Genomic DNA, 18,372 nt, shown 5'->3' with positions numbered 1-18,372 from the left:
TTGCCTGAGGCGTGATCACGCAACTCGACGATTGGTTGATGGGAGAATGTCATGAACGACACTAATGCCCCGTTCTCGGAACAGGAAAAAGATGGCTTTTATCGTGCCATCCATGAGCGTCGGGACGTTCGCTCTCACTTCCTGCCCGACCCGATTCCCTCGCCGGTACTGAGCCGCTTGTTGGATGCTGCACATCACGCACCTTCGGTCGGGTTCATGCAACCCTGGGATTTCATGCTGATCGACAGTCTCGACGTGCGGCGCCAGGTTCATGGCATTTTCCTGCGGGAAAACGAAAAGGCGGCGGCCAACTACAGCGGTGAGCGGTTCCGCACCTACCGCAGTCTCAAGCTCGAGGGCATTCTGGAGAGCCCGATGAATCTGTGCATCACCTGTGATCGAACGCGGGGCGGTGACCATGTGCTGGGACGCAACAGCATTATCGACATGGACCTGTTCAGTACCTGTCTGGCAGTCCAGAATTTCTGGTTGGCGGCCCGGGCCGAGGGCATCGGCGTCGGCTGGGTGAGTATTCTCGATCAGGACGAACTGGCGGAGGTACTGGGATTGCCGGAGTCGGTATATCCTCTGGCGTATCTGTGTCTGGGCTATGTCAGCGAATTTCTCGATCGCCCCGAACTGGCCGGAAAAGGCTGGCGCCAGCGTTTACCCCTCACGGATCTGGTTCACAGCAATGGCTGGGGTCGGCCACTGAACGATCCGGCATTGCTGCAGGCGCTTGATGAAGTGGCGGAGACGCATTCATGACCACCTTGATGATCCAGGGGACGACCTCTGATGCCGGCAAGAGTACGGTGGTGGCAGCGCTGTGTCGCTGGTTGGCTCGTCAGGGCGTTTCGGTAGCGCCGTTCAAACCCCAGAACATGGCACTGAACAGTGCCGTGACCGTCGATGGCGGCGAGATCGGGCGGTCGACGGCGCTGCAGGCGCTGGCCTGTGGTATCGCTCCCCATAGCGATATGAACCCGGTATTGCTCAAACCCCAGAGTGATCGTGGAGCTCAAGTGATTCTGCGGGGACGAGTACACGGCAACATGGATGCACTGGACTACCATGCCTACAAGACCGAGGCGCGGACGAGCGTCTTGGCTGCCTGGCAGGCGTTATCCCGGCGCCATGATGTCATCATTGCCGAAGGGGCGGGCAGCCCTGCCGAAATCAACCTGCGAGCCAATGACATTGCCAACATGGGGTTTGCCGAGGCGATCGACTGTCCCGTCCTGTTGGTCGGCGATATCGATCGGGGTGGCGTATTCGCCCAGTTGGTCGGCACACTCGAACTGGTCTCGCAGAGTGAGCGGGACCGGATCGTGAGCGTCGTCATCAACCGCTTTCGTGGCGATCGGGCTCTGCTGGATCCCGGGCTGGAATGGTTGACTGAGCACACGGGCAAATCGGTGTTGGGCGTATTGCCCTTTCTGCACGGGCTGGTCCTGGATGCCGAAGATGCGGTGGGTACCCACAGCGACAGCGAAGCCGATGCCCTGAATATCATCGTACCGCTTCTGCCACGCATCAGTAACCACAACGATTTCGACCCACTACGCTTGCACCTCCACGTGAACATCCAGTTCGTCGGTGCGGATCAGCCGATCCCTGCCGCTGACGTGATCCTTCTCCCGGGCAGCAAGAGTACCCGTCATGATCTGGCGTGGTTGCGCCACCAGGGATGGGAAGACGCCATCCAGCGCCATTTGCGTTACGGCGGTCACGTCTACGGGATCTGCGGCGGGTTCCAGATGCTGGGAAATGCGGTACATGACCCGGAGGGGCTCGAAGGCGAACCGGGAACCACTGCCGGTTTGGGCCTGCTGGATATGGAAACCCGTATGGTCGCGGGCAAGCAGTTGAAGAACGTCACAGGACGATTGTTGACGGGTCATGGGGTGGATACCGTCGTCACGGGTTACGAAATTCACAATGGCGTCACGACCGGTGCCGCGTTGAACAGGCCGTTGATCGAGCTACCGGCACGTGTCGACGGTGCCATCAGCGAGGATGGCCGGGTGATGGGGAGCTATTTGCACGGCGTATTCGATCGCCCCGAGGCTTGCACGGCACTGCTGGAGACCCTCGGCGCACCCCGCGGGAATCGTGGGGCCATCGATTATCACCAACACCGACAACAGGCACTGGACCGTCTGGCGGATGCCGTGGAAGAGAATCTGGATACCGCCATGTTGACGTCTCTGCTGCATGGCCATGACGGCAGTAAGCATGCTGGTTGAGGCTGGATACCAAGTATCTCGGACCATCCATGGGGAGGTCCGAGATGCTGGCTCAGAAGCTCAGCATTGTATTCGTTGGGTGAGTTCATGATGCACTTAGGCTTGGCCATGTGGGCCAATTCCGATTGGCAGGGACGTCTGTACCCGCCTCATGGGGGACGGGAAGGTCTCCTTGTTGACTATGCGAGGGTGTTCAACAGTGTGGAAGGCAACACCACCTTCTACAGTGGTGCTCCGTCGGAAGCGACGGTAGCCTCCTGGGCTCGTCAGGCACCCGCCGATTTCCGTTTCTGCTTCAAGTTGCCCGCCGAGCTCACCCATCAGCGTCGGTTATGCCACGTCGATGCGGACATCGATGCCTTCCTGGCACGTTTGGAGCCACTTCAGAATCGCCTCGGTCCGATCATGATCCAGTTGCCGCGGGATTTCGGTGTAAACGAGCTTCCTCGACTCGAATCGCTGCTATCACGTTGGCCCAAGGCGTTTCCTTGCGCGGTCGAGGTGCGACACAGCCATTTTTTCCACAAGGGGAACGAAGAACGCCACCTCAACCAATTGTTGATAAGTCATGGGATAGATCGCGTGATGCTGGATGTCAGACCGCTGTTTTCCCAGCCGCCCGATACTGATTCAGTCTTGGCAAAAGCCCAGTCGGAAAAGCCGAAACGCCCGTTACACGTGATTTCCACGGGAACCAGGCCGATCATCCGGTTCATCGGCCATTTTGATCAAGCGCGTAATGATCACTATTTCGCCCCCTGGATAGAACGGATAAAGCTGTGGATAAATCAGGGGAAAACCCCTTTTCTCTTTGTGCATACACCGGATAATCGCTATGCGCCGGAGTTGGCAAGGCACTTCTATCATCAGTTGGCAACACACCTGGTTCTTCCCGAATTGGCCGGTTTTGCCGGCGAGCGTCAGACGCTTCTCTTCTAGAAGACAGTACGATATCGACATCGATGAGCCACCCCTCTGGCAATCAAGCGTATGATCGGCTAGTTTTGTCCCCCTTCATTTCCCGATGCGTTTCATCGGGTCGACTAGTGATAACAAGCACAAGTGTCATCGTCTCCGTGGACTGATGAAACAGACAGCGAATACGCAATATCAGGTGAATCAATGGCGAAACAACTTCATGCGCAGTGGTCCTCCCGGTTGACCTTCATCCTGGCGGTCACCGGCTCGGCTGTCGGGCTGGGCAATATCTGGAAATTTCCCTATATGGTAGGGGATAGTGGCGGGGCGGCCTTCGTGCTCGTCTACCTGGCCTGTATTGCTCTCGTCGGCCTGCCGATCCTGGTGTCCGAATGGCTGATCGGTCGGCGTGGCCAGAAGAATCCTATCAATACCATGACCGAACTGGCGCGCCAGAACGGTCGCAGTTCCGCCTGGGGAGTCGTTGGCCTCAGTGGCGTTCTGGCCGGCTTCCTGATTCTCTCTTTCTATAGCGTGATTGGTGGCTGGTCGCTTTCTTATACAGTGAACTCGATCGGTGGCACGTTCACCGGACAGGATGCCGATACCATCGGCGAACTTTTCAATGGCCTGCTGGCCAGTCCGGGTGTCCTGCTGGCCTGGCATTCACTGTTCATGGTGCTGGTCATCGGTATTGTCGCCAGAGGTGTCACCAAGGGGCTGGAAGGTGCCGTACGCACCATGATGCCCGCTCTCGGACTGTTGTTGCTGGTCCTGGTGGGCTACGGCATGACGACCGGCCATTTCGGCGAGACACTGGGTTTCATGTTCAATCCTGATCTGGGCGCAGTGGATGGTGGCGTGGTACTGGCGGCCATGGGTCAGGCGTTCTTTACCCTGTCACTGGGGATGGGCATCATGATGGCTTACGGTTCCTACCTGGGCGAGAAGGTCGATCTGCTTCGGACCGCCCGAACCGTGGTGATTCTGGATACCGTCATTGCCCTGGTTGCCGGCCTGGCGATCTTCCCCATTGTCTTCGCCAACGGGTTGGATCCCAGTGCAGGTCCCGGGTTGATCTTCGTGACATTGCCATTGGCCTTCGGCAGTCTCAGCGGCGGTGCCCTTCTCGGGTTGATCTTCTTCCTGCTGCTGACGTTTGCGGCATTGACCTCGGCCATCTCGTTGCTGGAACCGACGGTCGAGTTCATCGAGGAGCGCACGCCGCTGTCACGTGTCGGGGCGACGCTGGTCGGCGGCATCGCGACGTGGGCACTCGGCATTGCCGCGCTGCTCTCCTTCAATGTCTGGGGTGATTTCCTGATTCTCGGGCTGGGTATATTCGACTTCCTGGATACGCTCACCAGCAAATTCATGCTGCCTCTGACCGGTCTGGCGGCGATTCTCTTCGTCGGCTGGCGCCTTGACCGTCATAGTGTCAGCAACGAACTGGGGCTCGGCAGGACCGGGGCCATAGTGTGGCATCTGCTGACTCGGTTCGTGGCCCCCATCGGGGTGATCATCGTCTTCGTTACCAGCCTGTAACGGCCAAACGGATGCCAGGCCGTTCGGATATCGGGGCGCCTCATGGGCGCCCCGTGTCATCAGCGAGAAAGTCTATTGCGTCATGTCATCGTCCCAGTCCGTGATGTCTCTCTCCAGACGACGGAACTCGTCGTGCAGTTCGATACCGCGACGGGCTCGGAGATAACGGCTCGCGGCGCTCTTCTTGCGCTGTGCGTGCTCGGCGACTTCCAGGCTCATGAAAATATCGAGAAGTTCACTCTTGACTGACGATATCTGTTCGACATTACGCATTGATCGACTCTCCTGCTGACGAAACGTGTCGATGTCGTACATCTTTTACTATAAACCACATGACATCATGATGACGTCATTTCCATAACGGCATTCTCACGTTTGGATTGTCAGGGCGAATGGACATTCATCATGGTGTAGGATGTAGGCAAGTCATGCAGCAAAGAGGAGCGAAGCGTGAGCCGTGCCCTATTCGATGAGTTGAGAGGCCGCATGGAGCACTTTCGTCGCTCCGAACAGAAGGTGGCGCGGTTCGTGCTGCGCAATCCCGACGATGTCATCCATATGCGGATCGTCGATCTGGCTACCGAAGCCAAGGTCAGTGAGCCGACCGTGGTGCGTTTCTGTCGGGCACTCGGTTGTGACGGCTTCCAGGATTTCAAGCTGCGTCTGGCTCAGATGCTGGCAACGGGGAGCCAGTTCGCACAGTTTTCGATGAACGACAGCGACAGTGTCGCCGAGTTTTCCCACAGTATTTTCGATTCGACCGTGGGGACGCTGTTGTCGGTGCGCGATCGTCTCGATAATGACAACTTGAGCCAGGCCATCAATGCCTTGGCTGCCGCCAATCGCGTGGAATTCTATGGATTTGGTGCGTCAGGCGCTGTGGCCTTCGATGCACAGCACAAGTTCTTCCGTCTGCAGATTTCCACCTCGGCGTATACCGATCCCCATATGCAGAACATGTCTGCGGTTACACTTGGCAAGAATGATGTCGTTGTGGCGATATCGCAGACCGGACGAACCCGGGCGCTCGTTGCCAGTGTCCGGTTGGTGCGCGAGACTGGCGCCACGGTGATCGGCCTCTGTCCGAGCGGGTCGCCCCTGGCGGATGAGGTCAACGTGCCGCTGTATATCGATGTTCATGAAGATACCGAGATCTACACGCCGATGAGTTCTCGCATCGCCCATCTGGTATTGATCGATGTTCTGGCGGTGGGTGTGGCCAAGACACGAGGTCCGAAACTGGCCGAACAACTCAAGGCGGTCAAGCGCAGCCTCAATCCGCTGCGTTATCCGGAATCGGATGACGACGTTGACTCGCCGGGGGGCTGAGGAAATCGGTCGGTCTACGACGGACGCTAGCCCGATATGCTAAGCTGAGCCTCCATTTTCAACTATCGATTTCCTCCCTCTTTATGGACGACGTGACGGCGATCCTTGATTCTCTCAATCCAGCCCAGCGCGAAGCGGTGACTGCGCCTCAGGGGCATGTGCTGGTATTGGCCGGTGCCGGGTCCGGCAAGACGCGGGTGTTGGTACACCGAATTGCCTGGTTACTGCAGACCGAGGGGCTGTCACCGTATGCGATTCTTGCCGTGACGTTCACCAACAAGGCCGCGCGCGAGATGCGCACGCGTCTGGAAGCGCTGCTGGGTATCTCGTTACGCAACATGTGGGTGGGAACCTTTCACGCCATCGCCCACCGGTTGCTGCGGACTCATTGGCAGGATGCCCGTCTACCGCAGCATTTCCAGATCATCGATGCCGACGATCAGCTGCGACTGATCAAGCGATTGCTCAAGGACCATCAAATCGATGATGAGCGCTTTCCCCCCAAGCAGGTGCAGCTGTTCATTTCCGGCTGCAAGGAGGAGGGGTTGCGCCATTATCAGGTTCAGACCCATGGCGATACCTATCTGTCGCAGATGGTCGACCTTTATGAGCGCTATCAGTTGTCCTGTGAGCGGGGCGGCCTGGTCGATTTCGGTGAGCTGTTGCTGAGAAGCCTCGAGTTGCTGCGCGACAATCCGGCCCTGCTGGCCCATTACCAGGAGCGTTTTGGCCAGGTGCTGGTCGACGAATTCCAGGATACCAACACGCTCCAGTACGCCTGGCTCAAGCTGTTGACCGGCCAGCATATTCCCATGACCGTTGTCGGTGACGACGATCAGTCCATCTATGGCTGGCGTGGGGCCAGGGTCGAGAATATCCGCCGTTTCGAGCAGGAGCTTCCCGATACACAGACCGTGCGACTGGAGCAGAATTACCGATCGACCAGCGCGATACTCGACGCCGCCAATGCCTTGATCACCCATAATGCCGGCCGTATGGGCAAAGAATTATGGACCGAAGGGGAGCGGGGCGAGCCGATTTCCGTCTATGCCGGTTTCAATGATCTCGACGAAGCCCGTTTCATCGTCGATACCATCAATGAAAAGATCAATGAGGGTATGGCTCGTCGCGAGATCGCGATCCTCTATCGCTCCAATGCGCAGTCCCGGGTTATCGAGGAAACTCTGATACGTCAGGGCATGCCGTACCGTATCTATGGCGGTCAACGGTTCTATGAGCGGCTCGAGATCAAGAACGCGCTGGCCTATCTGCGGTTATTGATGAACCGCGAGGATGATGCCTCCCTGGAACGCGTTATCAATGTGCCGGCGCGAGGCATCGGTACTCGGACGGTGGAGACGCTGCGTGAGCGGGCCCGACAGTCCAATGTTCCGCTCTGGCAGTCGCTGCATGACAGCCTGGCGGAAGGGATGCTGAAAGGCCGTGCCGCCAGCGCTGTCAAAGGGTTTGCGGACCTGATCGAGCAGCTCGATAACGATACCGCGGGCATGTCGCTGCATGAAATCATCCGTCACGTCATCCGTGCCTCGGGGCTGATCGAGCATCATCGCAGCGAAAAGGGCGAAAAAGGTCAGGCCCGGGTCGAGAACCTCGAGGAACTGGTCAATGCGGCGCGCGCCTTCACACAGGGCGAGGCACTCGACCCCCCCGAAGTCGGAGAAGGGGCCGCTGTACTCGAGCCTTTCCTGTCCGAGGCCGCGCTCAACGCCGGCGACCACGAAGCCGATGAGTTCGAGGACAGCGTTCAATTGATGACCCTGCATTCGGCCAAGGGGCTGGAGTTTCCCGTGGTCTTCATCGCGGGGGTCGAAGAAGGATTGTTTCCGCACAAGATGTCGATGGAGGAGCCGGGGCGTCTGGAAGAGGAGCGCCGTCTTTGCTATGTCGGCGTGACCCGCGCCATGCGCAAGCTCTATCTCACCTACGCGGAATTGCGGCGTCTGCACGGCAAGGAAACGTTTCAACGACCGTCGCGTTTCCTTCGTGAATTACCGGAAGAGCTGCTCGAGGAAGTCAGGTTGCGGGGGCAGGTCTCGCGTCCGGTGACGGCTACCCGCCCGGGTGTCGGGGTGTCGCAGCAGAGCACGGTCGATGGAGGCGATGATCTACCATCGTTGTCGCTTGGCCAGCGAGTCAGTCACCCGGTATTCGGTGAGGGCGTCATCCTCAATGCGGAAGGCGAAGGGCAACGGGCACGCGTTCAAGTCAGTTTCGAAGGCGAAGGTGACAAATGGCTGGTCCTGGGGTTCGCCAAGCTGACGCCGCTGTGAGGTGATGGCGTTGACTTGCCGGTCAAAACGTCTTTAACGCATACTCTTTCGGCGATAATACAACTCGATCGAGGGAGTCACGTCCGACATGCAACGTAGACAGTTTCTCAGCACGCTGGGCGCCGGCGCTGCCGGTGCCGTTGCCGCCCCTTTCATCTCCACTGCCAAGGCCCAGGAGACCATCGAATGGAAAATGGTCACTTCCTGGCCCCAGAACTTTCCCGCACTGGGGACCGGTGCCAATGATCTCGCCGAGCGTATCGAGCGACTTTCCGGTGGCCGGCTACGCATCAAGGTCTATGCGGCGGGAGAACTGGTGCCGGCGATGGAGGTCTTTGATGCGGTCTCTGCCGGAACGGCCGAGATGGGACACTCGGCCTCCTACTATTGGCGGGGCAAAGTCGCGGCTGCCCAGTTCTTTACCGCCGTGCCTTTCGGCATGAACACCACCGAGACCAATGCCTGGCTCTATCAGGGCAATGGCATGACACTGTGGGATGAATTGTACGCCGAGCACAATCTCAAGCCGTTTGCGGTGGGCAATACCGGTACGCAGATGGCCGGCTGGTTCAAGAAGGAGATCAACTCACTGGAGGACATGGAAGGCCTGAAGATCCGTCTTCCCGGCCTGGCTGGTGAGGTGATGAATCGCATCGGTGCCTCGGCGGTCAACATGCCGGGCAGCGAGATATTCAGCTCGCTGCAGAGCGGTGTGCTGGATGCCGCCGACTGGGTCGGACCCTATAACGATCAGGCCTTTGGGCTTCATGAGGTCGCCGACTATTATTATACCTCGGTATGGAATGAGCCCAGTGCCGTTCTGGAAGGCAGCGTCAATCTGGATGCCTGGAATGAACTGCCCGACGATCTCAAGGATGTCGTCCGCGAGGCCGCTCGCAGCGCCAACCTGGCAATGATCAATGAGTTTACTTACCGCAATGCTCAGGCACTCGACTCCCTGGTCGAGGAGCACGGGGTGACGCTCAAGCAGTTACCGGATGATGTCTTGCGCGCACTGGCGGAAGCATCCCGCGACGTACTTCAGGAACAGGTCGAATCCGATGAGGCGTCGCGCAAGATCTACGATTCTTACCGGAAGTTTCAGGGCGTATTGCGTACCTATACTGATGTCGGGGAATTCGCCTACCTCAAGGCCCGTGACATGGTACGGGGATGAGAAGTGTCGTTGATCCGGGGCGCTATGTCTCCTGGGAAACCGCGCGGATGCGTCCATTGTCGTCCAGTGCCACCATGATGAAACGCGCTTCCGTTACCTTGTAGAGTGCGTCGGGATCGCCTTCGAAAGGCGGGTGAATCCATACCTGGACATCGATCTTGATCGAGCTGCGGCCGATATCGCGTACGGCTGTGTAGATGTGAACGGTCGAGCCGACACGCACCGGGCAGAGAAAGTCCATGGCTTCGATCGCCACGTTGGCAGTCCGACCGCCGGCTTCACGACCGGCGGCAAGTTCAGCGGCCTGATCCATGTGGCGGGTCAGCCAGCCGCCGGGGATATCGCCATGGAAGTTGGTGTCGTGGCGCGTTGCCACCAGCCGTAGCGTCAACTCGCCTTGGGGTGCGGGAATATCGTCTAGTTCAGTCATCGTTGATTCATGGGGTCCTGGGTTGTTGTTATCGTCGCCATCCATCATGGCCGTGTGATAGGCGCATCTTAAACGCCAATCCCGGATAATCTCCACCTCATGATTCGAATTGGAACGACTCAGGAGCCAGCATGTCGATTCGCTGTCGTACAGCCCTGCTGCTATGGATCCTGCTGATATGGCCGGTGGTCGGCACTATGGCACAGGCACCGGAGGGTCCTGTCGTCGGCAATCTGGATTCGATCGGTTCCGATACCATGGCAGGCTTGATGCTGCGCTGGGGAGAACGTCTCGAGGAGCGCCATCCAGCGGTCCGGTTGCAGATGCAGGCGAGTGGATCATCGACGGCACCCGCGGCGCTGGCTGAAGGCACGACACGGTTGGGAGCGATGTCGCGACGGATGACGACCAGTGAACGTGAGACATTCGAAGCCCACCATGGCTATCCCCCTGTCGAGATTCCGGTCGCCATGGATGCGCTGGCGGTCTTCGTCAATCGGCACAATCCTCTCGATGAGGTGTCGATGAAACAGCTCGATGCCATATTCTCCGATACCCACGACTGTGGTGCGAAGCGTTCGATCGATCGTTGGGAGGCGCTCGGCACGCCGGATTTTGCCGGACCGATCGACCGCCACAGCCGCAATTCGGTCTCCGGAAGCTATGGGGTCTTTCGCCGTGAGGCGTTGTGTGGTGGCAACTTCAGGGTCGATGTCAATGAACATCCCGGTTCATCGGCCGTGGTGGCGGCGGTGGCGGCGACCACCGGTGGCATCGGCTATTCCGGTATCGGTTATGTGACAGTGGCGGTCAAACCGCTAGCCCTGCGGAAGGGAGACGGGCCAGCGGTATCGCCGAGCGAACGGGCGACGCTGAGTGGTGAGTATCCGCTGTCGCGAACCCTCTACTTATATGTCAACCTGCCACCTGGGGAGCGATTGCCAGCAACCGAGCACGCCTTCCTGGACCTGGTACTGTCTCCAGAGGGTCAAGACGGGGTTCGCGAGTCAGGGTTCATTCCCTTGCCTGATATGGTGATTGCCGCTATCCGCCAGGCGATGGGGCTGAATCGTCCCTGGGGAGAGGGATCGAGCTGATGGCGTGTCATCGTTTTGTCATATGCCTGTCTTATTGTTGTGCTGATTCATCCACCCCCTTTGCTGCGTGCCGGCCATGATCGACCGTTATCCGCCTCCAGCTCCAGTACGCCGGCGTTTTCGCGACTTGCGTGACCGTTTGTTCACACTGCTGGTGGGCGCCTGTGGTATCGGCGTGATCCTGGCGGTACTGGCGATAGGCGTTTTCTTGTTCGTCGAGGTTGTGCCCCTGTTCGGCGGCGACACACCGGCATCCGAGACGCAAGCGACGACAGAGATTGATTTCGAATCGCTCTGGCTTCCTCAGCAATACCCCGATTATGAAACACCTCGATATCGTTGGCAGGCCAATGTGCTGTCCGAGGACGACACTCCGATGTTCAGTCTCACGCCCTTGGCCTGGGGTACGCTGAAGGCGGCGGCCTATGCGCTACTGTTTGCGATTCCTCTTGCATTGGGAGCGGCGATTCACTCCGCCTGCTTCATGTCCCGCCGGTTGCGCCATCGACTCAAGCCGGCCCTGGAATTGATGGAAGCACTGCCCGGTGTCGTCATCGGCTTCGTGGCCGGACTGGTGCTGGCACCGTACGTCGAGCGACACCTGGTGGGGGCATTGGCGCTCGTGCTGATCCTGCCATTGGGATTACTGGTAGCGGGAGTGGTCCATTCGTGCCTCCCTGCTACTCTGGCCCGCGCTCTATCACTGAGCCGAGCAGGCTTGTGGTTGATTCCCTGGCTGGCCTTGCTGGTGGCACTGGCGATGGTGATGTCGCCTTATCTGGAAGTGGTCTGGTTCGGGGGGGACATGCGCGCCTGGCTGGAACAACAGCTGGGGCTCGACTATGCCATGCGCAATGCCATGATTGTGGGATTGGCGATGGGCTTTGCCATCATTCCCACGATCTATGCGCTGGCCGAAGAGGCACTTTCCGGTGTCCCCGATTCCTTGTCCGAAGGGGCCCAGGCATTGGGGGCATCGCGTTGGCAGACCTTATGGAACGTCATACTGCCGGCGGCGAGTCCCGGTATCTTCTCGGCAGTGATGATCGGTGCCGGACGCGCCGTGGGCGAGACCATGATCGTGTTGATGGCGACCGGTAACACCGCCTTGATGACACTCAGCCCGCTTGACGGTATGCGTTCGATGGCGGCCAATATCGCCATCGAGCTCCCCGAAGCGGCGGCGGGAGGGACGCACTATCGAGTGCTACTGCTGTGTGCCTTCCTGTTGTTCGTTTTCACATTCTGCGTCAACACCTTGGCCGAAATCGTTCGTGGACGTCTCTCTCACCGTTATCGACGCCTGGGAGGCCTGGCATGAGGCGATCAACGTCGCGTCGCCCATGGCTTGCCGAGGGGCCTTGGGCGTGGCTGGCCGCCGGTGGTGTGGCATTATCGCTATTGATGGTCATCGCCTTGCTGGTCCTGTTGGCAGGACGCGGATTGGCGCATTTCTGGCCTCAGGATATCGAAGCGGTCACCCTCGAGGATGGGGCGCAATTCGCTGGACAGGTCGTGCGTGAACAGGGTCTTCCCGGTGAAGTCGACGGCCGCGAGCGGCTCTACCGAACCGGGAATCGGGATCTGCAAGGCGCCCAGTGGCGATGGGTGGATGTTGCCGATATCGACACACGAGCCACGCCTGAAGACCTGGTCATCGTCGAGCGCCGACGCTGGGGGCCATTCATTGGGCGTGTCGTCGCTCTTGAGGGGCCTGAAACGCGTTGGACCGTCGAGGATGGCGATACGCTCTGGCAGCAGCTCGATGAACGCCTGAACCGGGTTTCGCAATTGCGCAGTGAGCGTGATGTCGTGCGAACGCAGTACCTGGAGCCATTGGCTGAACGTCTCGCCAATGGCGAAAAGGTGGCAGATGATGAAGACGAGCTGCAGGCACTCAAGGCGCGTATAGTCAATCTCCAGGAGGCGATGCAGCGTGATCGGGTCGTTCTCGAGAGTCTCGAAGGCCAGCAGTTGACCCTCACACTGGATGCGTTGATCGACGTGACGCGTCCCAATGCGATGTCGTTGCCAGCCAAGCTGTCCAGCTGGGGACATAACGTCTGGCGATTTCTCTCCGAGGGGCCGCGTGACGCCAATACTGCCGGCGGGATCTGGCCAGCGATCTTCGGCACCATCATGATGGTGCTGCTGATGTCAGTGCTGGTAATGCCTTTTGGTGTCTTGGCTGCGATCTATCTGAACGAAATCGCACCACAAGGGCGACTGACACGTCTGGTCCGTATCGGAGTGCGTAACCTGGCCGGGGTGCCGTCGATCGTTTATGGCGTCTTCGGTCTGGGCGTATTCGTCTATGGTATTGGTGGCACTCTCGACAGCTTGTTCTTCGCCGATGAGCTGCCATCACCGACGTTCGGCACCGGCGGGTTGTTGTGGGCGTCTCTGACCCTGGCATTGTTGACACTGCCGGTGGTAATCGTCGCCACCGAAGAGGGGCTGGCGCGTATTCCCGATGCCCAGCGAGAAGGGGCCCTGGCACTGGGGGCCACACGCAGCGAGGCGTTGCGACGCGTGGTCCTGCCCATGGCTGTGCCGGCCATGCTGACCGGTTTGATTCTCGCCGTGGCCCGTGCTGCGGGGGAGGTGGCACCCTTGATGCTGGTGGGGGTGACGAAGCTGGCTTCTCAGGTTCCGGTGGATGGCACTTTTCCGTTCATTCATCTTGAACGGAAATTCATGCACTTGGGTTACCACATCTTCGACGCCGGATTTCACGGTGGCGATGTCGAGTCTGCCATGCCCCTCGTGTATGCCACGGCATTGCTGCTGGTGCTGGTCATCCTGGTGCTTAACCTGACTGCAATATTCCTGCGTCATACTATCAGGACACGTCATAGGGTCCGGACGCATTGATGAATGGGAGGGGCGACCCTTGTTGATGGCCGATGCATCGCCAACACCGGCAACCCTGCACGAGATCGTGAGGGATATTCCGTCGACGGATCGCTGTTTCGAGATCGAGGATCTGACGATCGCGTATGGTGACAAGACCGCCTTGTCCGGCTTGAGTCTGCATGTGCCGCGCCATCGTGTGACGGCGTTCATCGGGCCATCAGGGTGCGGTAAGTCAACATTGTTGCGAGCCTTCAACCGCCTTCATGACCTCAACGAGGATGTTGCGCGTCAGGGACGCATCGTTCTGGAGGGCCAGGAAATCCATGCACCCGAGGTCGATGTGGCGGATTTGCGCCGGCGGGTGGGAATGGTCTTTCAGACACCCAACCCCTTCCCCATGTCGATCTACGAGAATGTGGCGTTCGGATTGCGGCTCCAGGCAGCATTACCCAAACGACGTCGCGATGAGGTGATCGAATGGGCTCTGGAATCGGCTGCCTTGTGGGATGAAGTGAAGCACCGCTTGCATGAGTCAGCGTTGTTGCTGTCCGGGGGACAGCAGCAACGCCTGGTGATTGCTCGGACTCTGGCCGTCCAACCCGAAGTAGTGTTGCTCGACGAGCCGGCGTCGGCGTTGGATCCGATATCGACGCTTAAGATCGAGGAGTTGATACGCAACCTGAAGTCACATCTGACACTGGTACTGGTGACCCACAACATGCAACAAGCCGCGCGAGTCTCGGACTATACCGCGTTTCTCGAAGAGGGCGAGCTCATCGAGTACGGCGCGACCGATACCGTGTTCACCAATCCACGTTTAGCCCGTACAGAGAACTACATCACCGGGCGCACCGACTGAAAAGTCGTTGCCCGGTGTTTTCAGGAGAGACCCATGGATATCACCAGCGATACACATAGCCAGCACATTTCCAAGCAGTTCAACCAGGAACTCGAGGAGCTCAAGACCCACCTGATGACCATGGGGGGACAAGTCGAGAAGCAGGTTCAGGATGCCGTCACGGCGTTACTCGAAAGCGACAGCCGCCTCGGTGAGCGGGTCAGTGACGACGACAAGGCCGTCAACGAAATGCAGCTCAAGATCGATGACGAATGCACCCGGATCCTGGCCCGCCGCCAACCGGCCGCCTCCGATCTGCGACTGGTGCTGGCAGTCATCCGTGCTACCTCGGATCTCGAGCGTATCGGCGATGAGGCGAGCAAGATCGCGCGCAATGCCGTGGCGCTAAGCGAAGCCGGCAATGGTCCCAAGGGATTGGTGGAAGTCCGTCACATCAGTGAGCATGTGCGCAAGATGGTGCGCGATTCCCTGACCGCTTTTGCCCGATTCGATATCGATCTGGCCTTGCAGGTGGTGCACGAAGACGATGCAGTGGACTCTGAGTACACCAGTGCCATGCGCTCGCTGATGACCTTCATGATGGAAGATCCACGCTCGATCACGTCCGTTCTCAGTGTCATGTGGGTACTGCGGGCACTCGAACGGGTCGGCGATCACGCCAATAATCTGGCGGAACATGTCATCTATCTGGTCAAGGGCCTGGATATCCGCCATATCGATCCCGATGAACTCGATGAGGATGCTCTCAAGGGATCGTCTTGACCCGCGCTTCCCGTTGATGATCAATGGTGTCGGTCGTCGCCAGACGCGACGACCGAGTCATTCCCCGACCGAGGGAAAACGCCGGATCAAGGGAAGGATAAGATGTTCAGCTCACTCGCCGCTGTGACCCAAGGGGTCAGAACCGTATATACCCCGGGTATGCGTCGCTATGTCTTCATGCCCATTGCCATCAATCTGATGATCTATGCCGTCACGCTTCATGTGACCTGGACGCACTTCGGAGGCTGGCTGGACGCTTGGATGGCCATGGTTCCGGGCTGGCTGGAATGGCTGGAGTGGTTGATCTGGCCACTGTTCGTGGTAGCACTGATCATCGTGGTCTTCTTCACGTTCACCCTGGTGACACACCTGATCGCCGCCCCGTTCTACGGCTTTCTGGCGGCCAAGGTGGAAACGCGTCTGACAGGACGCCCGCCGGCTGACGATCGGGGCCTGATCAGGACAGGCGTCGACGCCATGGGTCGGGAGCTTCGCAAGCTGGGTTACATCCTGCCCCGACTGGCCGTCCTGCTGGTGTTGAGCTGGATTCCGCTCATCAATCTCGTCACCCCGGTATTGTGGGCGGTCTTTGCCGCCTGGATGATGGCGATCACCTACCTCGATTATCCCATGGATAACAACCGGGTCAGCTTCCCGGACATGAAACGCCGCCTGGGCAAGCGCTGGTGGCAAAGCCTGACCTTCGGTGCCTGGGTGACGCTGTTGACCTGGGTGCCGTTGGCCAATGTCTTTCTACTGCCCGGTGCTGTGGCTGGCGCCGTGCAAATGTGGGAGCGGCATTATCGTGGTCTGAGCCAGGATCTCGCTCAGGCTTCCTGAATACGCGGGATGGATTGGGCGGGCGTCACACGTTCGGGGGGGAATACGCAGCGGAAACAGGCGCCCTGTCCAGGGTGGGAGTCGATCTCGAGATGGGCATCGTGTCGCAGGAGCACATGCTTGACGATGGCCAGTCCCAGCCCCGTTCCCCCGGTTGACGTACTGCGCCCCTTGTCGACCCGATAAAAGCGTTCCGTCAGGCGCGGAATATGAACCGGATCGATGCCTTCACCATCATCTTCCACCTCGATACAGGCATTATCGCCGTACTGCCGCCAACGCAGGGTGATATGACACCCTTCACCGGCGTAGCGTACGGCGTTGACTGTCAGGTTGGAAATGGCACTGTGCAACTCCTTCTCGTTGCCCATCAATGCGCCCACGTCATCGATATCCACGCTCAGATGATGATGACCGCCCGAAAGTGATTCGGCATCGTTGCGGATGGCTTCCAGCATGTCGCCGACGTCCACCGGCACCGAGTCGTCAGTGCGCTGGTCGATCTCCAGACGTGACAGGAGCAGTAAATCGTTGACCAGGTTCTGCATGCGCAGGGTCTGGCTCTGCATCTGTTGCAGCCCCCGAGCCATGCGTGAGGGCAACTGATCGGCGTTGTCGATATAGGTCTCGAGATAACCGGCCAGAACCGTCAACGGCGTCCGCAACTCGTGTGACACATTGGCCACGAAATCACGCCGCATCTGTTCAAGCCGGTGTAGACGTGTGATGTCGCGCGCCATCAGCAGACGTTCATCGTCACCGTAAAGTGTGATCTGGAACTGAAGAACCCGTCGCTCATCGATCGGTGACGTGAGTGTCAGCGGTTCCTGATAGTCGCGGGTATTCAAGTAGTCGATGAAACGCGGGTCGCGCACCAGATTGGTAATATGCTGCCCGCGATCATGGGACGCCTTGAGACCCAGCATGCGCTCGGCGGCGCTGTTCCACCACTCCAGGTCGCCGCGACGATCGAGCATGACGACACTGTCGCTCATCGCCTCGGACGAGTCCTGGATGCGCTTGAGCGTATCGCGCAATCGCTTCTGGGTGATGCGTTGCGCTTTCTGATACTTGTAGAGCTTGTCGAAGAGTTCGCCCCATATTCCCGACGCCGCGGGCGGCTCATCGTGAGGATGACGGGTCAGCCAACGATAGAGGGAGCGCAGACGTTGCAGGTGGATGGCCAGATAGATCGCCAGTCCCAGGGCAATACCGAACCCGGGGGCATCAATCACCCAGCCGGCCAGGCCCAGGACGATCACCAGGCCGGCAAGTCGCCAAAGTTCCTGGTTCCAATAGCGCACGCCGGGGTCGATCCTCCTAGTCGCGTGTGGAAAAACGGTAACCGGTGCCGCGTACGGTCTGGATCAAGTGCTTGTGATTGTCACCCAGTGCCTTGCGCAAACGACGGATGTGCACATCGACAGTACGCTCCTCGACATAGACATTACCGCCCCAGACCTGGTCGAGCAATTGATCCCGCGTATAGACACGCTCCTGGTGCGTCATGAAGAACTGCAGCAGGCGGTATTCGGTCGGTCCGATGTCCACCGCACTGCCGTTGGTGCTGACGCGATGACTGGCGGGGTCGAGGACCAGTCCTTCGACTTCGACGGTTTCCTCGACCCCCTTGGGGGTACTGCGACGCAGTACGGCCTTGAGCCGGGCGACGAGTTCGCGAGGCGAGAAAGGCTTGGTGATGTAGTCGTCGGCACCGGCTTCCAGTCCCTGGATCTTGTTATCCTCCTCACTTTTGGCGGTGAGCAGGATGATCGGGAGTTCGGCGGTCGTTTCATCACGCTTGAGGCGTCTGGCCAGTTCGATACCGCTGGTTCCTGGCATCATCCAGTCAAGCAGCATCAGGTCGGGATGCTCATCGATGACGATCGCGTGGGCATCCTGGGCATTGTCGGCTTCGAGTACTCGATAGTCGGCCATTTCCAGCGCCACCGCGATCATTTCGCGGATCGAGGCTTCATCATCGACGATAAGCACGGTTTTGGAAGTCATCCTGGACCT

General features: G+C 58.9%; 17 protein-coding genes. 13 read left to right on the top strand and 4 right to left on the bottom strand.

The window, feature by feature from the left end:
* Positions 1-51: 51 nt before the first annotated feature.
* From bluB to BLW01_RS06900, 4 genes are all read left to right on the top strand, one after another.
* Positions 52-768 carry a 5,6-dimethylbenzimidazole synthase gene (gene bluB, locus BLW01_RS06915; RefSeq protein ID WP_092568769.1) on the top strand — a complete coding sequence of 239 codons (717 nt, stop codon included), beginning with the start codon at positions 52-54 and terminating at the stop codon, positions 766-768.
* The gene (locus BLW01_RS06910; RefSeq protein ID WP_092568768.1) at positions 765-2,249 is read left to right on the top strand and encodes a cobyric acid synthase; all 1,485 of its coding nucleotides are present in this window, start codon (positions 765-767) and stop codon (positions 2,247-2,249) included. The genes bluB and BLW01_RS06910 overlap by 4 nt, the downstream gene beginning before the upstream one ends.
* A gap of 87 nt (positions 2,250-2,336) precedes the next feature.
* The gene (locus BLW01_RS06905) at positions 2,337-3,188 is read left to right on the top strand and encodes a DUF72 domain-containing protein (RefSeq protein ID WP_092569019.1); all 852 of its coding nucleotides are present in this window, start codon (positions 2,337-2,339) and stop codon (positions 3,186-3,188) included.
* Positions 3,189-3,371: 183 nt separating this feature from the next.
* Positions 3,372-4,712 carry a sodium-dependent transporter gene (locus BLW01_RS06900; RefSeq protein ID WP_092568767.1) on the top strand — a complete coding sequence of 447 codons (1,341 nt, stop codon included), beginning with the start codon at positions 3,372-3,374 and terminating at the stop codon, positions 4,710-4,712.
* 72 nt (positions 4,713-4,784) lie between these two features.
* Here BLW01_RS06900 and BLW01_RS06895 read toward each other — a convergent pair whose 3' ends face one another.
* Positions 4,785-4,985, bottom strand: a complete 201-nt coding sequence (locus tag BLW01_RS06895) for a PA3496 family putative envelope integrity protein (RefSeq protein ID WP_092568766.1) — start codon at positions 4,983-4,985, stop codon at positions 4,785-4,787.
* Positions 4,986-5,162: 177 nt separating this feature from the next.
* Between BLW01_RS06895 and hexR the strand changes: the two genes are divergently transcribed.
* The 3 genes from hexR to BLW01_RS06880 all read left to right on the top strand — a co-directional run bounded on the left by hexR (position 5,163) and on the right by BLW01_RS06880 (position 9,509).
* Positions 5,163-6,041 (top strand): transcriptional regulator HexR, encoded by an 879-nt coding sequence (hexR, locus tag BLW01_RS06890; RefSeq protein WP_092568765.1) that lies wholly within the window; start codon positions 5,163-5,165, stop codon positions 6,039-6,041.
* A gap of 83 nt (positions 6,042-6,124) precedes the next feature.
* Positions 6,125-8,332: a DNA helicase II gene (gene uvrD, locus BLW01_RS06885; protein ID WP_092568764.1), complete on the top strand. Its 2,208-nt coding sequence runs from the start codon at positions 6,125-6,127 to the stop codon at positions 8,330-8,332.
* An 88-nt stretch (positions 8,333-8,420) separates the two neighbouring features.
* Complete coding sequence (locus BLW01_RS06880; protein WP_092568763.1) at positions 8,421-9,509, top strand: TRAP transporter substrate-binding protein; 1,089 nt, start codon at positions 8,421-8,423, stop codon at positions 9,507-9,509.
* Between the two features lie 22 nt (positions 9,510-9,531).
* Here the strand turns inward: BLW01_RS06880 and BLW01_RS06875 are convergent, their stop codons facing one another.
* The gene (locus BLW01_RS06875) at positions 9,532-9,939 is read right to left on the bottom strand and encodes an acyl-CoA thioesterase (RefSeq protein ID WP_092569018.1); all 408 of its coding nucleotides are present in this window, start codon (positions 9,937-9,939) and stop codon (positions 9,532-9,534) included.
* 131 nt (positions 9,940-10,070) lie between these two features.
* Here BLW01_RS06875 and BLW01_RS06870 point away from each other — a divergent pair, with 131 nt between their 5' ends.
* The 6 genes from BLW01_RS06870 to cysZ all read left to right on the top strand — a co-directional run bounded on the left by BLW01_RS06870 (position 10,071) and on the right by cysZ (position 16,353).
* On the top strand, positions 10,071-11,036 hold the full coding sequence (locus tag BLW01_RS06870) for a PstS family phosphate ABC transporter substrate-binding protein (protein ID WP_092568762.1): 966 nt from the start codon (positions 10,071-10,073) through the stop codon (positions 11,034-11,036).
* A gap of 76 nt (positions 11,037-11,112) precedes the next feature.
* Positions 11,113-12,357, top strand: coding sequence for an ABC transporter permease subunit (locus BLW01_RS06865; RefSeq protein WP_092568761.1), 1,245 nt, complete (start codon positions 11,113-11,115; stop codon positions 12,355-12,357).
* A complete protein-coding gene (gene pstA, locus BLW01_RS06860; RefSeq protein WP_092568760.1) occupies positions 12,354-13,910 on the top strand; it encodes a phosphate ABC transporter permease PstA in 1,557 nt (518 codons plus the stop codon). Before BLW01_RS06865 ends, pstA begins: the two co-directional genes overlap by 4 nt.
* Positions 13,911-13,935: 25 nt before the next feature.
* Positions 13,936-14,751, top strand: coding sequence for a phosphate ABC transporter ATP-binding protein PstB (gene pstB / locus BLW01_RS06855; RefSeq protein WP_092568759.1), 816 nt, complete (start codon positions 13,936-13,938; stop codon positions 14,749-14,751).
* A gap of 33 nt (positions 14,752-14,784) precedes the next feature.
* Entirely contained in the window at positions 14,785-15,513 is a 729-nt protein-coding gene (gene phoU / locus BLW01_RS06850) for a phosphate signaling complex protein PhoU (RefSeq protein ID WP_092568758.1), read from the top strand.
* Between the two features lie 102 nt (positions 15,514-15,615).
* A complete protein-coding gene (gene cysZ / locus BLW01_RS06845; protein ID WP_092568757.1) occupies positions 15,616-16,353 on the top strand; it encodes a sulfate transporter CysZ in 738 nt (245 codons plus the stop codon).
* On the opposite strand, the gene phoR is transcribed toward cysZ, so the two are convergent.
* Positions 16,341-17,657, bottom strand: coding sequence for a phosphate regulon sensor histidine kinase PhoR (phoR, locus tag BLW01_RS06840; RefSeq protein ID WP_092568756.1), 1,317 nt, complete (start codon positions 17,655-17,657; stop codon positions 16,341-16,343). The two genes, cysZ and phoR, sit on opposite strands and share 13 nt — an antisense overlap.
* A 16-nt stretch (positions 17,658-17,673) precedes the next feature.
* On the bottom strand, positions 17,674-18,363 hold the full coding sequence (phoB, locus tag BLW01_RS06835) for a phosphate regulon transcriptional regulator PhoB (protein WP_092568755.1): 690 nt from the start codon (positions 18,361-18,363) through the stop codon (positions 17,674-17,676).
* Positions 18,364-18,372 lie beyond the last annotated feature (9 nt).

Source organism: Aidingimonas halophila, from assembly GCF_900106955.1.
In the GTDB taxonomy this organism is placed as follows: Bacteria; Pseudomonadota; Gammaproteobacteria; order Pseudomonadales; family Halomonadaceae; genus Aidingimonas; species Aidingimonas halophila.
This window is presented reverse-complemented; position numbering and strand designations above follow the sequence as displayed.

Bases quoted from the DNA above. Each gene is read 5' to 3' on its own strand.
- phoU (WP_092568758.1), top strand. From the start codon at position 14,785: ATGGATATCACCAGCGATACACATAGCCAGCACATTTCCAAGCAGTTC.
- pstA (WP_092568760.1), top strand. From the start codon at position 12,354: ATGAGGCGATCAACGTCGCGTCGCCCATGGCTTGCCGAGGGGCCTTGG.
- BLW01_RS06875 (WP_092569018.1), bottom strand. From the start codon at position 9,939: ATGACTGAACTAGACGATATTCCCGCACCCCAAGGCGAGTTGACGCTA.
- phoB (WP_092568755.1), bottom strand. From the start codon at position 18,363: ATGACTTCCAAAACCGTGCTTATCGTCGATGATGAAGCCTCGATCCGC.
- BLW01_RS06870 (WP_092568762.1), top strand. From the start codon at position 10,071: ATGTCGATTCGCTGTCGTACAGCCCTGCTGCTATGGATCCTGCTGATA.
- BLW01_RS06905 (WP_092569019.1), top strand. From the start codon at position 2,337: ATGATGCACTTAGGCTTGGCCATGTGGGCCAATTCCGATTGGCAGGGA.
- pstB (WP_092568759.1), top strand. From the start codon at position 13,936: ATGGCCGATGCATCGCCAACACCGGCAACCCTGCACGAGATCGTGAGG.
- BLW01_RS06900 (WP_092568767.1), top strand. From the start codon at position 3,372: ATGGCGAAACAACTTCATGCGCAGTGGTCCTCCCGGTTGACCTTCATC.
- BLW01_RS06880 (WP_092568763.1), top strand. From the start codon at position 8,421: ATGCAACGTAGACAGTTTCTCAGCACGCTGGGCGCCGGCGCTGCCGGT.
- BLW01_RS06895 (WP_092568766.1), bottom strand. From the start codon at position 4,985: ATGCGTAATGTCGAACAGATATCGTCAGTCAAGAGTGAACTTCTCGAT.
- BLW01_RS06865 (WP_092568761.1), top strand. From the start codon at position 11,113: ATGATCGACCGTTATCCGCCTCCAGCTCCAGTACGCCGGCGTTTTCGC.
- uvrD (WP_092568764.1), top strand. From the start codon at position 6,125: ATGGACGACGTGACGGCGATCCTTGATTCTCTCAATCCAGCCCAGCGC.
- cysZ (WP_092568757.1), top strand. From the start codon at position 15,616: ATGTTCAGCTCACTCGCCGCTGTGACCCAAGGGGTCAGAACCGTATAT.
- bluB (WP_092568769.1), top strand. From the start codon at position 52: ATGAACGACACTAATGCCCCGTTCTCGGAACAGGAAAAAGATGGCTTT.
- BLW01_RS06910 (WP_092568768.1), top strand. From the start codon at position 765: ATGACCACCTTGATGATCCAGGGGACGACCTCTGATGCCGGCAAGAGT.